Raw genomic sequence first — 16,010 nt, 5'->3', positions numbered from 1 at the left:
CTGCGGCCGGCCATCCCGACGTTTCACCGCGCGTCCCGACTTCCCTCGGCGTACTTCTCGATCGTCGCGTCGTCGATGGCGTCGAGCACGCGTTCGGGCCCGAGAACGTCGACCAGCCGCTCGACGCCGCCGTCCGCTCGCGACTCGGCCTCGGCGTCCGTGAGGCGCGTCTCGAACGCGCGGTCGATGTAGCGCTCCCGCAACTCTTCTAGGCGATCGTCGTCGAGATCGTGGTCCTCGCCGGCCTCGTTCTCGAACCACTCGCGCCAGCGGTCCCGCTCGGCCCACTCGCCGGAGAACTCGCCGTCCCGTCGCAGCCAGTCGTACTCCGTCGCGACGCCCTCGGGATACCCCCGCGCGATGCGGTGGTCCTCGAGCAGACAGCGCGCGACGTGGGCGCCGTTGCCCGCCGCGACGATCGCCTGGGCGCTGCGCTGGCCTGCGGGCGAGGCCACGTACAGCCCCTCGAACGGCGTCCGGCCGTCCTCGTCGGGGTACTCGGGATCGAACCGCTCCTCGAGTTCGCCGTGGTGTTCGTGCTCCTCGAACATCGCGTCGTCGTCCAGCGTGCGGAGGTACGACCCGTCGTACCACGCCGCGGCGATCACGTACGCCGCGGCGACGCGGCGCCCCTCGTCGGTCTCGACGACGAACCGGGCGTCGTCCGGTGTCGGGCCGTCGTCCTCGACTCGCTCGACGGCCTCGACCAGCTCCGAGCGGAGCGCACAGCCCGCCCGCTCGACGTGCTCGTGTATCAGCTCGTGGAACGTGTCCACGTCGATCCCCGCGGGGAAGCCGAGGTAGTTTTCGAGGTACGCGCACCGGCGCAGCGCCGCCGGCCCGCGGTCGAACACGACCGCGTCGAGGCCGTACCGGGCGACGAACACCGCGGCCGAGCAGCCCGCCGGGCCGCCGCCGATCACGACGACGTCGCGAGTGGCGTCGATCGCCGCCTCGACGTTGTTCGCCGTCTCGACGTCTGTCCCGCCGGTCGCGTCGGCGTCGACGTCGGTGCCCGCATCGACCTCGTCGTCGCGCCCCTCGCTCATAGGTTTCCGTTGACGATTTCGGCGACGCGCTCGCGGTCGAACAGCCGTTCGCCGCCGAACTCGTCGGGATAGAGTCCCTGTGCCGCTCGTTCGGTCTGGAACAGGTTGATGATCGGCCCCTGGTAGGTCAGGCCGCCGTAGACGATCCGATCGTTCCGGACCGCCCGCAGCTCGCTCGCGACGTCGTGGTCGCGGATCGGCGCGGCGACGTTCTCCTCGAAGTACTCGGGCGTGATCTCGCCCTGGAGCCTGACAGCCAGCACGTCCGGATCGACCTCCAGCAGCGTCTCGTAGTCGATCGTGCCGCCGCCGGCCTGGGCGTCCGTGACGTCGTGGGCGGCCAGCGCGTCGCCGACGCCCAGATCGTTCCAGTGCTTCGACTGAGTACCGTCGCCGATCAGGTAGGGGTAGAACGACTCAGGGGGCACCTCCGCCGGGTACAGCACCGCGACGTCCGGTCGGTCTTCGGGGAGTCGCGAGCGGACGTCTCCGATCACCTCGTCGTGGTACGCTTTGAACGCCTCGTAGCGTGCCTGCTCCTGGAACACCTGCGCGACCTTCTCGAACGCCTCGTACAGCGAGTAGTCGGCGTAGTCGTGCCAGTCGTACACCCGGGAGAAGATCGTGTTGCCGACGAACGGTCCGGTCGTGTTCTCGACCTCCTCGACGTCGCTCCGGTCCCACTGGAGCCGGTTCTGCATGAAGTTCGGATCGATCAGGTGGACGTCGGCGCCGAGTTCGTGGAAGATCTCCGGGTCGGTGCCGTCCTGGTACAGTTCGGTGAGCGCCGACGTGTCGACGCCGACGCCGGGGAGCTCGTCGTAGAGGTGTGCGCCGTACCGCGCGGCGACGCCGATGGCCGCGAGTCCGTCTGCCTGGCCCAGCGCGACGCCCATGTCGGCGTAGTCGCCCGTGTAGGGGAACCACGTCTCGGGCACCGCGTCGAACTCGACCGTGCCGACCGGTTCCATCGTCACCGAGTAGCTATCGTCGCCGCCGTCGTCGGCGCTCGGCCCGCCGTACGTCGTGCAACCCGCCGTCGCTCCGGCCGCGAGCGCCGCGCCCGTTCCGAGTATCGCGCGTCTGGTCGTGGTGCTTTCTCTAGCCATGGGTTTTAGGCTAACCTAAAAATTAAAAAGCGTTCCGATGCGATCCGCCGTCGACCGGCGGTCCGATCCCGTCGGTCGGCGGGAACGCCGCGGCCGCCGACCGACCGCGGACGCCGAGTTAGAAGTCGCCCTCGACGATCTCGGCGACGCGCTCGCGATCGTACAGCTCCTCCTCGACGCCGTAGAGCTGCCCGGCCGCGCGTTCGGTCACGACCATGTTCGTGATCGGGCCCTGGTACAGCGGGCCGCCGCGGTAGACGTCGCCGTTCTGGACGGCCGTCAGCTCCTGAGCGGTGTCGTTGGCCTCCATGTTCGCGACCAGCGTGTTCCGGAACTCCGCTTCGGTCTGGGTCTCGTGGCCGCGGAACAGCAGGACGTCGGGGTCGATCTCCAGCAGCGTCTCGTAGTCGACCTGACCGCGGGTGTCGTGGAAGTCCCGAACGTTCGTTTCGGCGAACGCGTCGCGGACCTTCAGATCGCGCCACTGCTTGAAGCTCGTCCCCTCGCCGATCAGGTACGGCGAGAACGCGTCGGGGTCGTTCCCCGCGGCCCACATGACCGCGACGGCGGGCCGCTCGCCCTCCGGCGGGACGGCGTCCTCGACGTTCGACTGGAACTGCTCGTGGTGCTCGGCGAACGCCTCGTAGCGCTCCTGCTCCTGGAACACCTCGGAGAGCTTCTCGAACGCCTCGTACAGCGAGAGGTACGGGTAGTCCTCGTGCCAGGTGTACCCCGTCGAGAAGATGCTGTTGCCGAAGAAGGGGCCGCCGGTCGTCTCCTCGACCTCCTCGATGTCCTCCTCGCTCCAGCTGTCGGACCACCGGCCCGTCAGGAAGTTCGGGTCGATGACGTGGACGTCGGCGTCGATCTCGTAGAACTTCTCGGCGTCGACGCCGTCGTCGGACAGCCGGACCATGTCGCTCTTGTCGACGCTGAGCCCGGGGATCTCGTCGTAGTAGTGAGTGTGGTATCGGCTGGGGAGCCACGCTGACGCCGGGGGATCCTGGCCCAGCGCGATCCCCATGTCGGCCCAGCTCCCGTTGTTCGCGGCCCAGACCTCGGGGACGCCGGTGAACTCGACCTCGCCGACCGGCTCCATCGTCACGGTGTGGGTTACCTCGTCGTCGCCGGACTCCGGCGAGGCCAGACAGCCTGCGAGGGCGCCGACGCCGCCGACGGCGCTCGCTTTCAGTACGTTCCGCCTCGTCGATCCGCTTCGATCGGTCATCGGTTTTTAGGTTAGCCTAAAAAAGCAAAAATGTTCCGAAACGCGAAGCCTCGCTACTGCTCGTCGGGTAGCGCGCGGTGGGGCAGCACCTGCAGCTCGGGCTCGTGCTTCACCGTAGCTTCGACGCCGAACACGTCCGCGAGCAGCTGCTCGGTCACGACGTCCTCCGGCGGCCCCCAGTCGTACAGCTCGCCGTCGTGCATGGCGACGAGGTAGTCCGCGAACCGGGCGGCCTGCGCGATGTCGTGGAGCACGACCGCGACGGTGACGTCCTGTTGCTCGTTGAGCTGGCGCACCGTCTCCAGCACCCGGAACTGGTGGTACAGGTCGAGGAACGTCGTCGGCTCGTCGAGCAGGAGGACGTCGGTGTCCTGGGCCAGCACCATCGCGATCCAGGCGAGTTGCTTCTGGCCGCCCGAGAGCTGCCCGAGCTCGGCGTCCCGGAGGTGCTCGACGCCCGCCATCTCCAGGGCGCGCTCGACGGCCTCGCGATCCTCCGCGTCGGTCTCGTCGAAGAAGCCGCGGTGCGGGTACCGGCCGTGGTAGGTCAGGTCCTCGACGGTGATGCTCTCCAGCGAGTCGTTCTCCTGGGAGAGCACGCCGAGCTCGCGTGCCAGTTCCTTCTTGTCGAACGAGTCGATGTCCTTCCCGCGGATCAGCACGTCGCCCGCGTCCGGCGCGAGGTGGTCCGAGAGCGCCTTCAGCAGCGTGCTCTTGCCGCTGCCGTTCGGGCCGACCAGCGCCGTCACCGCGCCCTCGGGGATGTCCAGGCGGGCGCAGTCGACGACCGTGCCGTCGCTGGTCGGGTAGCTCAGTTCGAGCCCGTCGCCGACGAGCGCGCTGTCGACGACCGCGCCGTCGCCGTCGGTGATCCGGTCGCGCTCGACGTCCTCGGACTTCGCGTCGGCGTCGGTTCGCGTCATCAGAGTTCACCCATGGATTGCTGTTTCCGCATCAGGTACAGGAAGTACGGCCCGCCGACCAGCCCCGTGACGACGCCGACCGGCATCTGCTTGGGCGAGTTCATCACGACGGGGAAGAACAGCCGCGCGCCGACGTCGGCGACGACCATCAGCGCCGGGCCGGCGAACAGGCAGCCGACCATCAGCCGGCGGTAGTCGCTTCCCACGACGTTCCGGACGATGTGGGGCACCACGAGGCCGAAGAAGCCGACGATGCCCGCCACCGCGATCGCGGCGCTGGCCGCCAGAATGGCGACGCCCGACAGCAGGAACCGGACGCGCTCGACGCGCATCCCCAGCGACTGGGCGGTGCGCTCGCCCAGCAGCAAGACGTTGAGCTGGCGGGCGCCCGCCAGCGCCACGGCGATCGCGAAGACGGCCGGCAGGATCGCGATCCGCACCTCCTCCCAGCCCGTGCCGGTGAGCGAGCCGGTCGTCCAGGCGATCGCCGTCTGGACGACGCCGAGATCGTCGGCGAAAAAGAACAGCGCGTTCTGCAGCGACTGGAACACCATGTTGACGATCACGCCAGCCAGCACGAGCCGCACGGGGCTCGTCCCGCCCTTCCAGGCGATGGCGTACACGATCAGGAAGGCGATCGCCCCGCCCGCCGCCGCGAGAAACGGCAGGAACGGCGCCAGACCGCTGAAGATCACGAGCGTCAGCAGCACCGCGAAGCCGGCGCCCGAGCTCACGCCGAGCACGAACGGGCTCGCCAGCTCGTTGCGCGTCACGGCCTGGAAGATCGCCCCCGAGATCGCCAGCACGGCGCCGGCGATGATCCCGACGAACACCCGCGGCAGGCGGAGGTTCCAGACGACGACGCTCGCGGTGCTCATCTCGGGTAGCTCGGCGCCGAACAGGAACGCGTTCCAGGCGTGGAGGTTGAACACGACGTGCGGGTCGAACACCGTCTTCCAGGCCTGCACGATCGTCATCTCGTACGAGCCGAAGGTCACCTGCACGAGCCCGCCGAGCACGGTGAGCGCCGTACACGCCAGACAGAACGCGACGAGCGTCGGCGTGAACCATCCTTGCCGCTCCCGGGTCGCCGCGCGAGCGGTCGACGCGTGCGATTCTCCCATGTGGATTTAGGTTTGCCTAAACAGGGAGTTAGGCGTTTCGATCCGAAACCGGTGCGGGGCTCTCCGGCGCACGGACGTAGACGGCCGGGGGACCTCGACCACGCTCATCGAGAGTATAGCCGTTCTCCGTCGTAGAATTCTAAATATCAGGCGTCCTCGTCGCGTCCCGGCGGCCGCTCGGCCAGCTCGTCGAACCGCGCGCGGCGACGGCGGCGCCGCGCCGCGGTCGTCTCGGCGTCCTCGCTGGCGTCCACGAGTTCGCCGTCCTTGATCTCGACGCGGAGCACGGCGCCTTCCTCGTCGGTCGGCAGGTCGGCCGTCCGGACGACCAGCTCGGCGAGCTGCTCGCCGTCGGCTTCGAGCAGCACCGTCGCTCGCTCGTCCTCGATCTCGTCGATCGTCGCAGCGTACCGACCGTCCTCGATCACGTTCGAAGTCCCGCGTCGCAGCCGCTTCGGTCTTTGGGCGGCCGGGGGTGTCCTGTTCCGCAGCCGCTCACTCCTCGCCGGCGACGATGCGCGCGACGCGGTCGCGGTCGAACAGCGACCGACCGTCGAAGACGTCCGGGTAGATCGCTCGGGCCGCGCGCTCGGTGGCGAACAGGTTCAGGATCGGCCCCTGGTGTCTCGGGCCGCCGCTGAACACTCGGCGCTCTCGCACCGCGTCGATCGTCCCGCCGACGTCGTGGTCGCGCATGGGCGCGACGACGGCCTCCTCGAACGCCGCGCGGTCGAGATCCTCGTGCCCGCGGACGAGGAGCACGTCCGGATCGACGCTCCGGATCGTCGCGTAACCGACGGTCCCGTCCGGCGCGGTCGGCAACTCGTCGGCGCTGAGGTCCGCGAGCGCGTCGCCGACGCCCAGATCCCGCCACTGCTTCGTGCTCGTCCCGCGGTCGGCGATCCGCAGCGGCGCGAACCTGCCGGTCTCCTTGGGCCGGACGAGCAGCGCGTCGGGCCGCTCGCTGGCCGGCGGGAGCTCGGCCTGTAGCTCGGCGAGCCACTCCTCGTGGAACGCTGCGAACGCCTCGTACCGTTCCCGCCGGCGAAACACCGCGGCGACCTTCTCGAACGCCTCGTACAGCGCGTAGTACCGATAGCTGTGCCAGGGCTGGCTCCGCCGGCGGTTCGCGTTCCCGACGATCGGCCCGATATTTTCGGCGATCTCCCCGACGTCGGCAGCGTTGAGATCGAACGCCGACGCGTACACCAGCTGGTTGGGATCGGCCAGATGGACGTCAGCGCCGAGCTCGCGAAACGTCCTGCGGTCGGCCGGGTCGTCCCCGTCCAGCGTCGCGGGCCGGTCGTCGAACCCGACGCCGTCCAGCTCGTCGTACCGGTCGGCGCCGTACCGGCCCCAGTCGCCGACGGCCGCCAGATCGTCCGCGAGACCGAGCGCGACGCCCATGTCGGCGTACCCCGGCGCGTAGGCGACCCACCGTTCTGGCACCGCGTCGAACTCCACCGTCCCGACCGGCTCCATCGTCACTTCGTAGGGCTCTCGGTCGGTTTTGGTGTCCTTGGGCGGTCCCGACCGCTCGATCGATCCCGTCCCGCTGGCCAGCGCGCCCGCGACTGAGACGACCGCGCTCGCCCGCAGGAAGTCCCGCCGGCTCACGACTCGCTCGTTCGCCACGGCGTCAGCACCTCCGCGGGGCCGCAGGCGACCAGCGCGCGATGCCGGCGGCGGCGTCCGCCTCGATCGGCGGGCGACGAGCGACGGCGTGGTGACCGATAGGGAACATACCCTCGTGACTCGCCGTCCAGTTTATAGGCTCTCTGGATCCACTTCCGTACGTTTACCACTGTTTAGTTGCGGACGGCCCGGTTTGCGACGCCCGCGTTGATCGGTTCGCTGCGCGCACGTCACTCCCGGGAGAACGGCGGCACCGAAGCAGCGGCTGGCCGGCAGTCGCGCGGGCCGTCTACTCCGACCCGGTTTCACCGCTCGCGCTCTCGTTGTCCGCGCCGTCCGCGCTCTCGTTGTCCGCGCCGCCGTCTCCATCGCCTGTCGCTTCGGCGTCGCCGTCGTCTTGACCGCCCGACGCTTCGTCGTCGTCTTCGTCCGCGTCGATCTCCTCGACGTCGACGTCTTTGCCGTTGACGCCGCTCCCCGATACCACGGGACGGAGGTTGTAGCCGCCGTTTCCTTTCTCGACGACGTGGATGTCGAACACGAACTCGACGGGCTCGTCGGGGCGGATCTCGAATCCGTGAACGATCTGGAGCTTCCCGCTGGGGATCTTCACGTCGACTCGCTCGCCGTCGACGATCCCCTCGATCCCGGCCGCGTGGAGTTCGACCTTCGAGTAGGCGCCGGCCTCCAGTTCGCCCTCGAACACGGAGACCGCCTTGTCGCCGACGACCTGAGTCAGGTCGACGGTCGCACCGTCCAGATCGAGCCAGAAGAACTCCCGATCGTCCGACTCCCCGTCCGAGTCGTTGTCGGCGCCGTCGTCGTCCTCGCTCGTCGAATCCGCGTCGTCCTCGCTCTCGTTAGCGTCGGCGTCGTCCGTTTCACTCTCGTTAGCGTTGGTACCATCCGTTTCGCTCTCTTCGCTCTCCTCTCCCTCTTCGTCGGACCCCCTGAACACGCGCGCCCTGTCGAGGGTGACTTCGAGCGAGTCGAAGTCGCCGATGTCCGCCGGGAGGTCCGTCACGAGCAGCCGGAACGTCCCGGTGTCGCCGTCGTCGCCCGCGTCACCGGTCGCTCCCGTGCAGCCGGCGACCAGCGCGGCGCCCGCCGCGCCGCCGGCCGCCAGCAGTGCGCGGCGCTGGATGCTGTGCTCGTCGGCGCGATCGTCGGCGTCGGATCGGTGTCGTGTCATCGGTCGCACCCAGTGGGGGACCGGCCTAATAGTCGGCAGTTCGTCAAGCCGATTCAACGACAGTTCAACGCCGTTCATTCGAGTTTTGTCCCGGATTCAGCCGAATTTCCGCCGGCCGGCGTCAGCGGGACGAAGTCGACACTTGAATCGTCGGATCTCGCGTCGAACGTCTGGCGTCGACGTTCGGACGCGACCCGTTGGGTAGACGAGTTCCGATATTTCGGGCGCCTGTGGCCGCCGCCGGTAGGGGCTCCCGTACCACTAGAATCTCTCGACGAGCCGCAGTTCGTACCGAGACACGTCCTCGACGCGGCCTCGCGCTGCCGGATGCAACTGGACGTCCTGACTTCGGGGTACAGACTTCGGTGTCGTGGCTGCAGACTCGTCGATCGACACGCCGTTGCCGTCGAAGAACTCCGCGATCGCCGCCGCCGTGAGCGCGTCCTCCGAGTTGTTCGTGACAGTGACGTCGACCTTCACTGATTTGGTCCCGCTCAGTCGGGTGTTCTCGATCTCGTGATCCAGCACCTCGAGGTCGCCCTCTAACTCGTTTTCCGTCACCACTCCGTCGGCACCGCCGCCGAGAACGCCCGCACAGCCGGAGAGACCGACGGCAGCAAGAGTCGTTCCGGTAGCGAGGACGGCGCGACGACGCGTGTACTTCTCTCGGGTCACGGAGAAGTTTGCTCCCGTCATCGCATAAAAATATGTTGCGGAACGAGAGCCGAATACCGCTATCCCGCTCCGCAAAGAGACTGCGACGCCGAAACCGAATCGCTACCGCGGCCGTTCTACTCGCCTTTCGGCTGGCCCCAGAACTCCTGCATCTTGGGGCGCTCGTCGACCGGCGCGACGTCGATCGGCTCCTCTTTGTGCTGGCGCGCTTCCAGCGCCGCCTTCGCGGAGGCGTGGGTCGAGAAGTAGGTGATCTCCTCCTCGACGGCCGTCTCCAGCAGGTCGCGATCGCGCGAGACGATCAGGTCGACCTCGCCGCGCTTGACGGCGTCGATCAGGTCGACGGCCTCGCAGAGGTCGTAGAACTCGGTGAATCCTTCGACGAGCTCTTCGCCCGCCTCGGTGTCGGGGTCGGGGAACTCGTCGGCCGAGAGGTCGATGACGGCCGTGCCGTCCTCGGGGATCGGCTTGCCGACCGAGTCCTGGGCCTTGTCGTAGGCTTTGCCGAACGTGCTGGCGGTGCCCATGACTTCGCCGGTCGATTTCATCTCCGGACCGAGGCGCGGGTCCGAGCCCGGTAGGCGGTCGAACGGCAGGACGACCTCCTTGATCGAGGTCTGCTGGGGCACCTGCTCGTCGACGTCGAGTTCGTCGAGCGAGGCGCCGGCCATCACCTTCGCGGCGAGCTTGGCGATCGGCACGCCGGTCGCCTTCGAGATGAACGGCACGGTGCGCGAGGAGCGCGGGTTCGCTTCGAGCACGTACACTTCCTCGTCCTTGACGGCGAGCTGGACGTTCAGCAGGCCGACGGTGTCCAGCGCCTCGGCGATGTCCTCGGCGACCTCGCGGACCCGGCGGTTGACGTCCCGTCCCAGCGAGCGCGGCGGGATCATGCACGCGGAGTCGCCCGAATGGACGCCGGCGGTCTCGACGTGCTCCATGATGCCGCCGATCAGCACGTCCTCGCCGTCGGCGACGGCGTCGACGTCCAGCTCGACGGCGTCTTCGAGGAAGTCGTCGACGAGGATCGGCTTGTCCGGCGCGACGCGGACGGCCTCTTCGATGTACTCCTCGAGCTCGGCGTCGTCGTAGACGACGTCCATCGCGCGCCCGCCCAGCACGTAGGAGGGGCGCACGAGCACGGGGTAGCCGATGTCGTGGGCGAGTTCGAGCGCCTCCTCCTTGCTGAAGGCGGTGCCGCCCTCGGGCTGGGCGATGCCCAGCTCGTCCATCAGCTCGTTGAACCGGTCGCGGTCCTCCGCGAGGTCCATCGCCTCGACGGTGGTACCCATGATCTCGCAGTCCAGATCGCGGCGCTGGAGTTCCTCCTCGAGGGGTTCGCCGATATTCACTGAGGTCTGGCCACCGAACTGCACCATCACGCCGTCGGCGCCGGTCGCCTCGATCACGTCGGCGACCTCCTCGGCGGTGATCGGCTCGAAGAACAGCCCGTCGGAGGTGTCGTAGTCCGTCGAGACCGTCTCGGGGTTGTTGTTGACGACGTGGGCGTCGATGCCGACCTCGCGGAGCGCGCGCACCGCGTGGACCGAGCAGTAGTCGAACTCCACGCCCTGCCCGATGCGGATCGGGCCGCCGCCGACGACCACGACGCTCTCGGCGTCGCGGTCGACCTTCACCTCGTCGGTGAGCCGGCTCTGGCCCTTGCTGGCGGCCGCCTGGCGCGCCGAGTAGTAGTACGGCGTCGAGGCGGCGAACTCGCCGGCGCAGGTGTCGACCTGCTTGAACGAGCGGTCGGGAGTCGTCGCCTCGACGGCGTCGATCTCCCCGCCGTCCGCGCGGGGCAGGCTGGAGGCCTCGCTGGCCTCGACGCCCGCCGCGATCTGGCCGTCGGTAAAGCCGCGCTGGGCGGCGTCGTCGAACTCGCCGTCCTGTGCGGCCTCGGCGGCCTCGGCGACGTTCTGGTAGCGCTCGACGTACCATTCGTAGATACCCGTCAGGTCGACGACCTCGTCGACGGAGTAGCCGCGCTCGAACGCCTCGAACATCGCGTAGGGGCGATCGGGCGTCGGCGTCTCGAGGTAGTCGGCCTCGAGCTCCTCGTCCGAAATCTCGTCCCAGTCGGCTTCGGGCTCGTACTCGCTGGAGCGCAGGGCTTTCAACAGGGATTCCTCGAACGTGCGGCCGATCGCCATCGCCTCCCCTGTGGACTTCATGGCGGTGCCCAGCTCGAACTCGACGTCGTCGAACTTGTCCTTGGGCCAGCGGGGCACCTTGGTGACGACGTAGTCGATCGCGGGCTCGAAGGCGGCGGTCGTCTCGCCGGTGATCTCGTTGTCGATCTCGTGGAGGCGCTTGCCCAGCGCGACCTTCGCGGTGACGCGGGCGATCGGGTAGCCCGTCGCCTTCGACGCCAGCGCCGACGAGCGGGAGACGCGGGGGTTGACCTCCACGACGCGGTACTCGCCGCCGGGCGTGCCGTCGTCGCGCCAGGCGAACTGGATGTTACAGCCGCCCTGGATGCCCAGGTCGCGGATCACCTTCAGCGCGGAGTCGCGCATCTCCTGGTGGCCCTCGTCGGGGATGACCTGCGAGGGCGTTACAACTGTCGACTCCCCGGTGTGGATCCCCATCGGGTCGATGTTCTCCATGTTGCAGATGATGATACAGGAGTTGTCGGCGTCCCGCATCACCTCGTACTCCAGCTCGACCCAGCCGGCGATCGACTCGGTGATCAGCACCTCGTCGTTGCGCGAGAGGCGCAGCCCCTTGCGGACGCGCTCGACGAGCTCGTCGAACTCGTCGACGACGCCGGACCCCGAGCCCCCCAGCGTGTAGGTCGTCCGAGAGATCACGGGCAGGCCGCCGACCTGGTCGACGGCGTCCTGCACGCGCTCCTCGAGGCCGGCTTCGGTCATCTCGGCGACCGCCTCGTCCTCGTCGAGCTCGATCGTCGTCGAGCGGGCGACCGGCTCGTCGAGCTCCTCCATGCGCTGGCGGAACAGCTCGCGGTCCTCGGTCGCGTAGATCGTGTCCAGCGGCGTCCCCATGATCTCGACGTCGTGCTCCTCGAGGACGCCCTCCTCGGCCAGCTCCGCGGTGACGTTCAGGCCGGTCTGCCCCCCGAGACCGGCGATGACGCCGTCGGGCTGTTCTTTCCGGATGACCTCGGCGATGGCCTCGGTGGTGATCGGCTCGATGTAGACCTCGTCGGCCATCTCCGGGTCGGTCATGATCGTCGCCGGGTTGGAGTTGACCAGCACGACCTCCGCGCCCTCCTCCTGCAGCGCGCGGCAGGCCTGGGCGCCCGAGTAGTCGAACTCCGCGGCCTGCCCGATCTGGATCGGGCCGCTCCCGATGAGCAGGATCTTGCGGTCTTCCTCCGCCGGGTCGGTTGTCCCGTCGCTCGTCATTTCTATCTACCCAGAATCCGCACATCGTAATAAGCCCGGCGATAGATTACGAAGAGCGAAATGGAATTTCGAAATTCGTATCTCGGCGGCCGCGGTCGGGAGAAGTCCGGCTCTCGAGTCGTCACACACGCGTACGGGCGCGTTTCACGCGACGAGTACGCGTCGAGGCTGCTACATTTTTGATCTTGCGGACCGAACTTTACTCGCATGGGCGCGTCCGAGTACACGGACGACGAGTACGAGACCCTCCAGACCAGCAAGCGAGAGATCGCCGGCAACGAGGAGCCCGCCCGGATCGCCGACGTCCGCGTCGGCGACAGCACCGCTCGCCTGACACTCGAGTTCGACTGGACGGACGGCGGCGAGATCGCCGAGTTCGATCTCGACAGCGAGCGCGACGTGATGGAACTGAAGACGCTGGCCCGCGGCCTCGGCTACGACTACGACCATCTCCCCTATCTGGAGGGCGAGACGGTCACCGCGGTCTACCTCGACGGCGAGTGGGTGCCCGCGGCCACGCTCCCCGACGCCGGGCCGGACGTCCTCGGGGACGCGTCGACGGGTCGGTTCGACCCTCTCTCGAGAGCCTACCGGGCTGCGACGGGCCGCGTCGGCGATCTCTCGACCAACAAACTCCTCATCGCGGTGATCGTCGTCAAAAAGCTCCTGATCGCGAGCGCGATCGTCTACCTGCTCGTCGCCTGATCGACCCGTTCGCGAGGGATGAAGCGGCTCCGGATCGTACGTCCGCGCGATGGGCTTTCACACGTTCGATCCGGCGGGCGCCGACCGTCTCGAGGACCCCACCCGTTTTCGTTTCTGCTCGCGCGAGGAACTGCTCGCGGCGCTCGATCCCGACCCGTCGGCGACGGTCGCCGACCTCGGCAGCGGTACCGGCTTCTACACCGACGAGGTCGCGCCGTTCGTCGGCCGGCTGTACGGCGTCGACGTCCAAGAGGAGATGCACGCTCGCTATCGGGAGAACGGCGTCCCCGAGGCCGTCGAACTCGTCACCGCGAACGTCGAGGAGCTTCCGTTCGAGGACGCCGAACTGGACGCCGCGTTCTCGACGATGACGTTCCACGAGTTCGCGAGCGCGGACGCGCTGGTCGAGATCCGGCGCGCGCTGGCGTCCGGCGGTCGACTCGTGACGGTCGACTGGTCGGCGTCGGGCGACGGCGAGGCGGGCCCGCCGGTCGCGGAACGGTACGACGCGGCCGCCGCGGCGTCGATGCTGGAGGACGCCGGATTCGCGCTAGAACGGGTCGAGGAGCGACCGGAAACGTTGCTCGTCGTCGCGACGGCGTAGCGACGGCGTCGATCCGGATCCGGGGCATCCTCTACATCTCGTACCGGTAGGGCTGGTCGCGGTGGACCTTCACGTCGCCGCGCTGGGCTTCCCGGCCGAGCACCGTCGCGATGCGGTGGGCGCTCTCGAACTCCACGCCCCGCTCCTCGAGCAGTTGTAGTATCTCCTTGGCCGTCAGCGGCTCGTCGACGTCCGCGTCGTCGAGTGCGTCCTTGATGCGCTCGTACTCCCCCCGAGCGTGCATGGGTGTACCGGATATTATTGCCGAACGCTCATAAACTTGCGTCGTGCGTGTGTCAGACGCGTCGCCGTCGCGCGCTTACAGGGCGGCGTCGTGCTCGCTCTCGAAGTCGCGCTGTGCCCGGTACTGGTCGACGAACTCGGTGACGTCGAACTCCAGCATCTGCTCTTCGAACTCCGAGGCCGCGGCGTCGCTGTCGGCGTGGCTGATCGCGTGGTCCATCAGCTCGACGAGCAGCTCGACGACGATCTCGTGGAGGCGTCGGGAGTCGAAGTCGGTCACCCACAGCAGTCCGTAGCCGACGTTGCCGTCGTCGCTCCTGTCCTCGCTGACGATCTGTTCGGGGAACTCCTCCATCACCACGCCCATGACGTGGGGCGTCCCGAACTCCTCGAACTCGTCGTCGGTCTCGATCGTCTGGCGCAGCATCTCGACGAGCGACTCGGGGACGAACCGCGACGGCGGGTGGACGTCCATCACGACCGCGTGGGCCGACCCGCAGTCGCAGTCGTACTCCCGCACGCCGAGATCCAGCGACCGGGGGTCGACCGACTCGCCGCAGGGCAGCGACAGTTCGTCGCTCGCTCCGCCCGGGACGCGCGGCTCAGGCATGGTCGTCGGTTGGCGGTCGGGCCGAATAAACTCCGCGTCTCGCGGCCGGTCGAGCATCGGTTATACCACGCTCGAGCCCGAACGGCAACGGTGTATGGGAGAGAACAGTCTCGGCTTGACGGAGGCTGTCTCGATGGCGCTCGGCGGGATGGTCGGCGGCGGCATCTACGCCGTGCTGGGGATCGTCACGCAGATCGCGGGCCCCGCGACGTGGCTCGCCTTCGTTCTGGCCGGCGTCGTCGCCGCGTGTACGGGGTACTCCTACGTCGGGCTGAACCGGCTCGTCGCCGACGACGGCGCCGACGGCGGCGGCTCGGTGACGTTCGTCCAGTCGTTCACCGGCAACTCGACGCTCGCCGGGATGGTCGGGTGGACGCTGCTGGTCGGCTACGTCGGGTCGATGGCGATGTACGCGTTCGCGTTCGCGGAGTTCTCGATCGCGCTCCCCGGCGTTCCGAGCCGGCTCGCGGGCCTGCCGCTGCGCCCGGTCGTCTCGGTGCTCGTCGTAGCGGGGTTCGTCGGCCTGAACCTGCTCGGCGCGCAGGCCACGGGGTCGGCCGAGAACGTCCTCACGGCGGCGAAAGTGCTCGTGCTCGTCGCGTTCGGCGTCGCCGGCCTGCTGTACGCGACGACCGTCTCGTCGGAACAGGTCGCGCTGGGCGCCGCGGAGATCGCGTCGTTCGGGCCGATCATGGCCGCGGCGGTTTCCTTCGTGGCGTTCCAGGGGTGGCAGCTGCTGTTCTACGACCAGGAGAGCGTGCGGGACCCCCTCGAGGTGATCCCGACGGCGGTGTCCGTCGCGATCCCGGTCGCGGTGGCGATCTACGCGATCGTCGCGGTGGTGACGTACAACATCGCCCCACAGGCCGTCCAGAGCAACCCCCACACCGCACTTGCGGACGCGGCGTCGACGATCGCGGGCGTCGTCGGCCTCTCGAACGCGGGCGCGATCGTCATCTCCCTGTCGGCGCTGTTCTCGACCGGCAGCGCGATCAACGCGACGCTGTTCTCGGCGGGCTACTTCGCGAAGGGGATGCTCACCGACGACCTGTTGCCCGATCGCGCCGGCGACTCCAGCGCCAGCGGCCTGCCGACGCAGACGCTGTTGCTCCTCGGCGTCGTCACGGCGGCGTTCACCGCGTACGGGAGCCTCTCGGCGATCACCTCCTTCGCGTCGCTGTCCTTCATCCTCGTCTTCGGCGCGATGAGCGCGCTCGCGTTCGCCAAACGCGACACCGACCGGATCGCCGCGACCTGGCCGGCCGTCGGCGCCGTCGGCGCGTCGCTGTTTTTCCTCCTGATGCTCTATCACCTCTACACCGCCGAGCGCGGGACGTTCTACGCCGTCGCGCTCATCGCCGCGGCGGTGTTCGCCGTCGAACTGCTGTACTTCGAGCGGACGGTGATCGAGCGGGAGATCCCGTACCTTGACGCCGGAGACTCGGCCGACTGAGCCGTCCGGGCGTGACGCCTCGGGCGACTGCAGCCCCCTCGGACCGCCGCCGAACGGCAACTCACTTACCCGGTCCGTTCCAACCCGCC

Annotated in this window: 15 protein-coding genes; 3 read left to right on the top strand and 12 right to left on the bottom strand. The window is 68.5% G+C overall.

What is annotated here, in order from left to right:
• Positions 1 to 23 precede the first annotated feature (23 nt).
• The 10 genes from ABDZ81_RS05040 to carB form a co-directional block, all read right to left on the bottom strand.
• On the bottom strand, positions 24 to 1,049 hold the full coding sequence (locus tag ABDZ81_RS05040) for an FAD-dependent oxidoreductase (RefSeq protein WP_343772790.1): 1,026 nt from the start codon (positions 1,047 to 1,049) through the stop codon (positions 24 to 26).
• Positions 1,046 to 2,158, bottom strand: a complete 1,113-nt coding sequence (locus tag ABDZ81_RS05035) for an ABC transporter substrate-binding protein (RefSeq protein ID WP_343772789.1) — start codon at positions 2,156 to 2,158, stop codon at positions 1,046 to 1,048. Before ABDZ81_RS05035 ends, ABDZ81_RS05040 begins: the two co-directional genes overlap by 4 nt.
• Before the next feature lie 118 nt (positions 2,159 to 2,276).
• Complete coding sequence (locus tag ABDZ81_RS05030) at positions 2,277 to 3,386, bottom strand: ABC transporter substrate-binding protein (protein ID WP_343772787.1); 1,110 nt, start codon at positions 3,384 to 3,386, stop codon at positions 2,277 to 2,279.
• A gap of 53 nt (positions 3,387 to 3,439) precedes the next feature.
• Positions 3,440 to 4,309: an ABC transporter ATP-binding protein gene (locus ABDZ81_RS05025; protein WP_343772786.1), complete on the bottom strand. Its 870-nt coding sequence runs from the start codon at positions 4,307 to 4,309 to the stop codon at positions 3,440 to 3,442.
• Complete coding sequence (locus tag ABDZ81_RS05020) at positions 4,309 to 5,433, bottom strand: FecCD family ABC transporter permease (RefSeq protein ID WP_343772785.1); 1,125 nt, start codon at positions 5,431 to 5,433, stop codon at positions 4,309 to 4,311. Before ABDZ81_RS05020 ends, ABDZ81_RS05025 begins: the two co-directional genes overlap by 1 nt.
• Before the next feature lie 146 nt (positions 5,434 to 5,579).
• On the bottom strand, positions 5,580 to 5,861 hold the full coding sequence (locus ABDZ81_RS05015; protein WP_343772784.1) for a DUF3006 family protein: 282 nt from the start codon (positions 5,859 to 5,861) through the stop codon (positions 5,580 to 5,582).
• A gap of 67 nt (positions 5,862 to 5,928) precedes the next feature.
• Positions 5,929 to 7,068 (bottom strand): ABC transporter substrate-binding protein, encoded by a 1,140-nt coding sequence (locus tag ABDZ81_RS05010; protein ID WP_343772783.1) that lies wholly within the window; start codon positions 7,066 to 7,068, stop codon positions 5,929 to 5,931.
• Between the two features lie 289 nt (positions 7,069 to 7,357).
• The gene (locus tag ABDZ81_RS05005) at positions 7,358 to 8,260 is read right to left on the bottom strand and encodes a DUF4382 domain-containing protein (RefSeq protein ID WP_343772782.1); all 903 of its coding nucleotides are present in this window, start codon (positions 8,258 to 8,260) and stop codon (positions 7,358 to 7,360) included.
• Positions 8,261 to 8,521: 261 nt separating this feature from the next.
• Positions 8,522 to 8,935, bottom strand: a complete 414-nt coding sequence (locus tag ABDZ81_RS05000; protein ID WP_343772781.1) for a hypothetical protein — start codon at positions 8,933 to 8,935, stop codon at positions 8,522 to 8,524.
• Between the two features lie 116 nt (positions 8,936 to 9,051).
• Positions 9,052 to 12,306, bottom strand: a complete 3,255-nt coding sequence (gene carB / locus ABDZ81_RS04995) for a carbamoyl-phosphate synthase large subunit (RefSeq protein WP_343772780.1) — start codon at positions 12,304 to 12,306, stop codon at positions 9,052 to 9,054.
• A gap of 207 nt (positions 12,307 to 12,513) precedes the next feature.
• Here carB and ABDZ81_RS04990 point away from each other — a divergent pair, with 207 nt between their 5' ends.
• A complete protein-coding gene (locus ABDZ81_RS04990; protein ID WP_343772779.1) occupies positions 12,514 to 13,011 on the top strand; it encodes a hypothetical protein in 498 nt (165 codons plus the stop codon).
• Between the two features lie 49 nt (positions 13,012 to 13,060).
• On the top strand, positions 13,061 to 13,615 hold the full coding sequence (locus tag ABDZ81_RS04985) for a class I SAM-dependent methyltransferase (RefSeq protein WP_343772777.1): 555 nt from the start codon (positions 13,061 to 13,063) through the stop codon (positions 13,613 to 13,615).
• Between the two features lie 31 nt (positions 13,616 to 13,646).
• Here ABDZ81_RS04985 and ABDZ81_RS04980 read toward each other — a convergent pair whose 3' ends face one another.
• Positions 13,647 to 13,859 carry a hypothetical protein gene (locus ABDZ81_RS04980; RefSeq protein WP_343772776.1) on the bottom strand — a complete coding sequence of 71 codons (213 nt, stop codon included), beginning with the start codon at positions 13,857 to 13,859 and terminating at the stop codon, positions 13,647 to 13,649.
• A gap of 75 nt (positions 13,860 to 13,934) precedes the next feature.
• Entirely contained in the window at positions 13,935 to 14,468 is a 534-nt protein-coding gene (locus tag ABDZ81_RS04975) for a DUF5815 family protein (protein WP_343772775.1), read from the bottom strand.
• 94 nt (positions 14,469 to 14,562) lie between these two features.
• On the opposite strand from ABDZ81_RS04975, the gene ABDZ81_RS04970 reads away from it, so the two are divergent.
• Entirely contained in the window at positions 14,563 to 15,921 is a 1,359-nt protein-coding gene (locus ABDZ81_RS04970; RefSeq protein WP_343772774.1) for an APC family permease, read from the top strand.
• Positions 15,922 to 16,010 lie beyond the last annotated feature (89 nt).

Origin of the sequence: Natronoarchaeum mannanilyticum, assembly GCF_039522665.1 — an archaeon.
Classification (GTDB): domain Archaea; phylum Halobacteriota; class Halobacteria; order Halobacteriales; family Natronoarchaeaceae; genus Natronoarchaeum; species Natronoarchaeum mannanilyticum.
Note: the sequence above shows the minus strand (reverse complement) of the source record. Positions and strands in the feature narration are given on the sequence as shown.

What these genes read in the sequence shown, in the direction of transcription:
- ABDZ81_RS05005 (WP_343772782.1), bottom strand. Translation starts at nt 8,260, where the DNA reads ATGACACGACACCGATCCGACGCCGACGATCGCGCCGACGAGCACAGC.
- ABDZ81_RS05025 (WP_343772786.1), bottom strand. Translation starts at nt 4,309, where the DNA reads ATGACGCGAACCGACGCCGACGCGAAGTCCGAGGACGTCGAGCGCGAC.
- ABDZ81_RS04980 (WP_343772776.1), bottom strand. Translation starts at nt 13,859, where the DNA reads ATGCACGCTCGGGGGGAGTACGAGCGCATCAAGGACGCACTCGACGAC.
- ABDZ81_RS05040 (WP_343772790.1), bottom strand. Translation starts at nt 1,049, where the DNA reads ATGAGCGAGGGGCGCGACGACGAGGTCGATGCGGGCACCGACGTCGAC.
- ABDZ81_RS04990 (WP_343772779.1), top strand. Translation starts at nt 12,514, where the DNA reads ATGGGCGCGTCCGAGTACACGGACGACGAGTACGAGACCCTCCAGACC.
- ABDZ81_RS05035 (WP_343772789.1), bottom strand. Translation starts at nt 2,158, where the DNA reads ATGGCTAGAGAAAGCACCACGACCAGACGCGCGATACTCGGAACGGGC.
- ABDZ81_RS05030 (WP_343772787.1), bottom strand. Translation starts at nt 3,386, where the DNA reads ATGACCGATCGAAGCGGATCGACGAGGCGGAACGTACTGAAAGCGAGC.
- carB (WP_343772780.1), bottom strand. Translation starts at nt 12,306, where the DNA reads ATGACGAGCGACGGGACAACCGACCCGGCGGAGGAAGACCGCAAGATC.
- ABDZ81_RS05020 (WP_343772785.1), bottom strand. Translation starts at nt 5,433, where the DNA reads ATGGGAGAATCGCACGCGTCGACCGCTCGCGCGGCGACCCGGGAGCGG.
- ABDZ81_RS04985 (WP_343772777.1), top strand. Translation starts at nt 13,061, where the DNA reads ATGGGCTTTCACACGTTCGATCCGGCGGGCGCCGACCGTCTCGAGGAC.
- ABDZ81_RS04975 (WP_343772775.1), bottom strand. Translation starts at nt 14,468, where the DNA reads ATGCCTGAGCCGCGCGTCCCGGGCGGAGCGAGCGACGAACTGTCGCTG.
- ABDZ81_RS04970 (WP_343772774.1), top strand. Translation starts at nt 14,563, where the DNA reads ATGGGAGAGAACAGTCTCGGCTTGACGGAGGCTGTCTCGATGGCGCTC.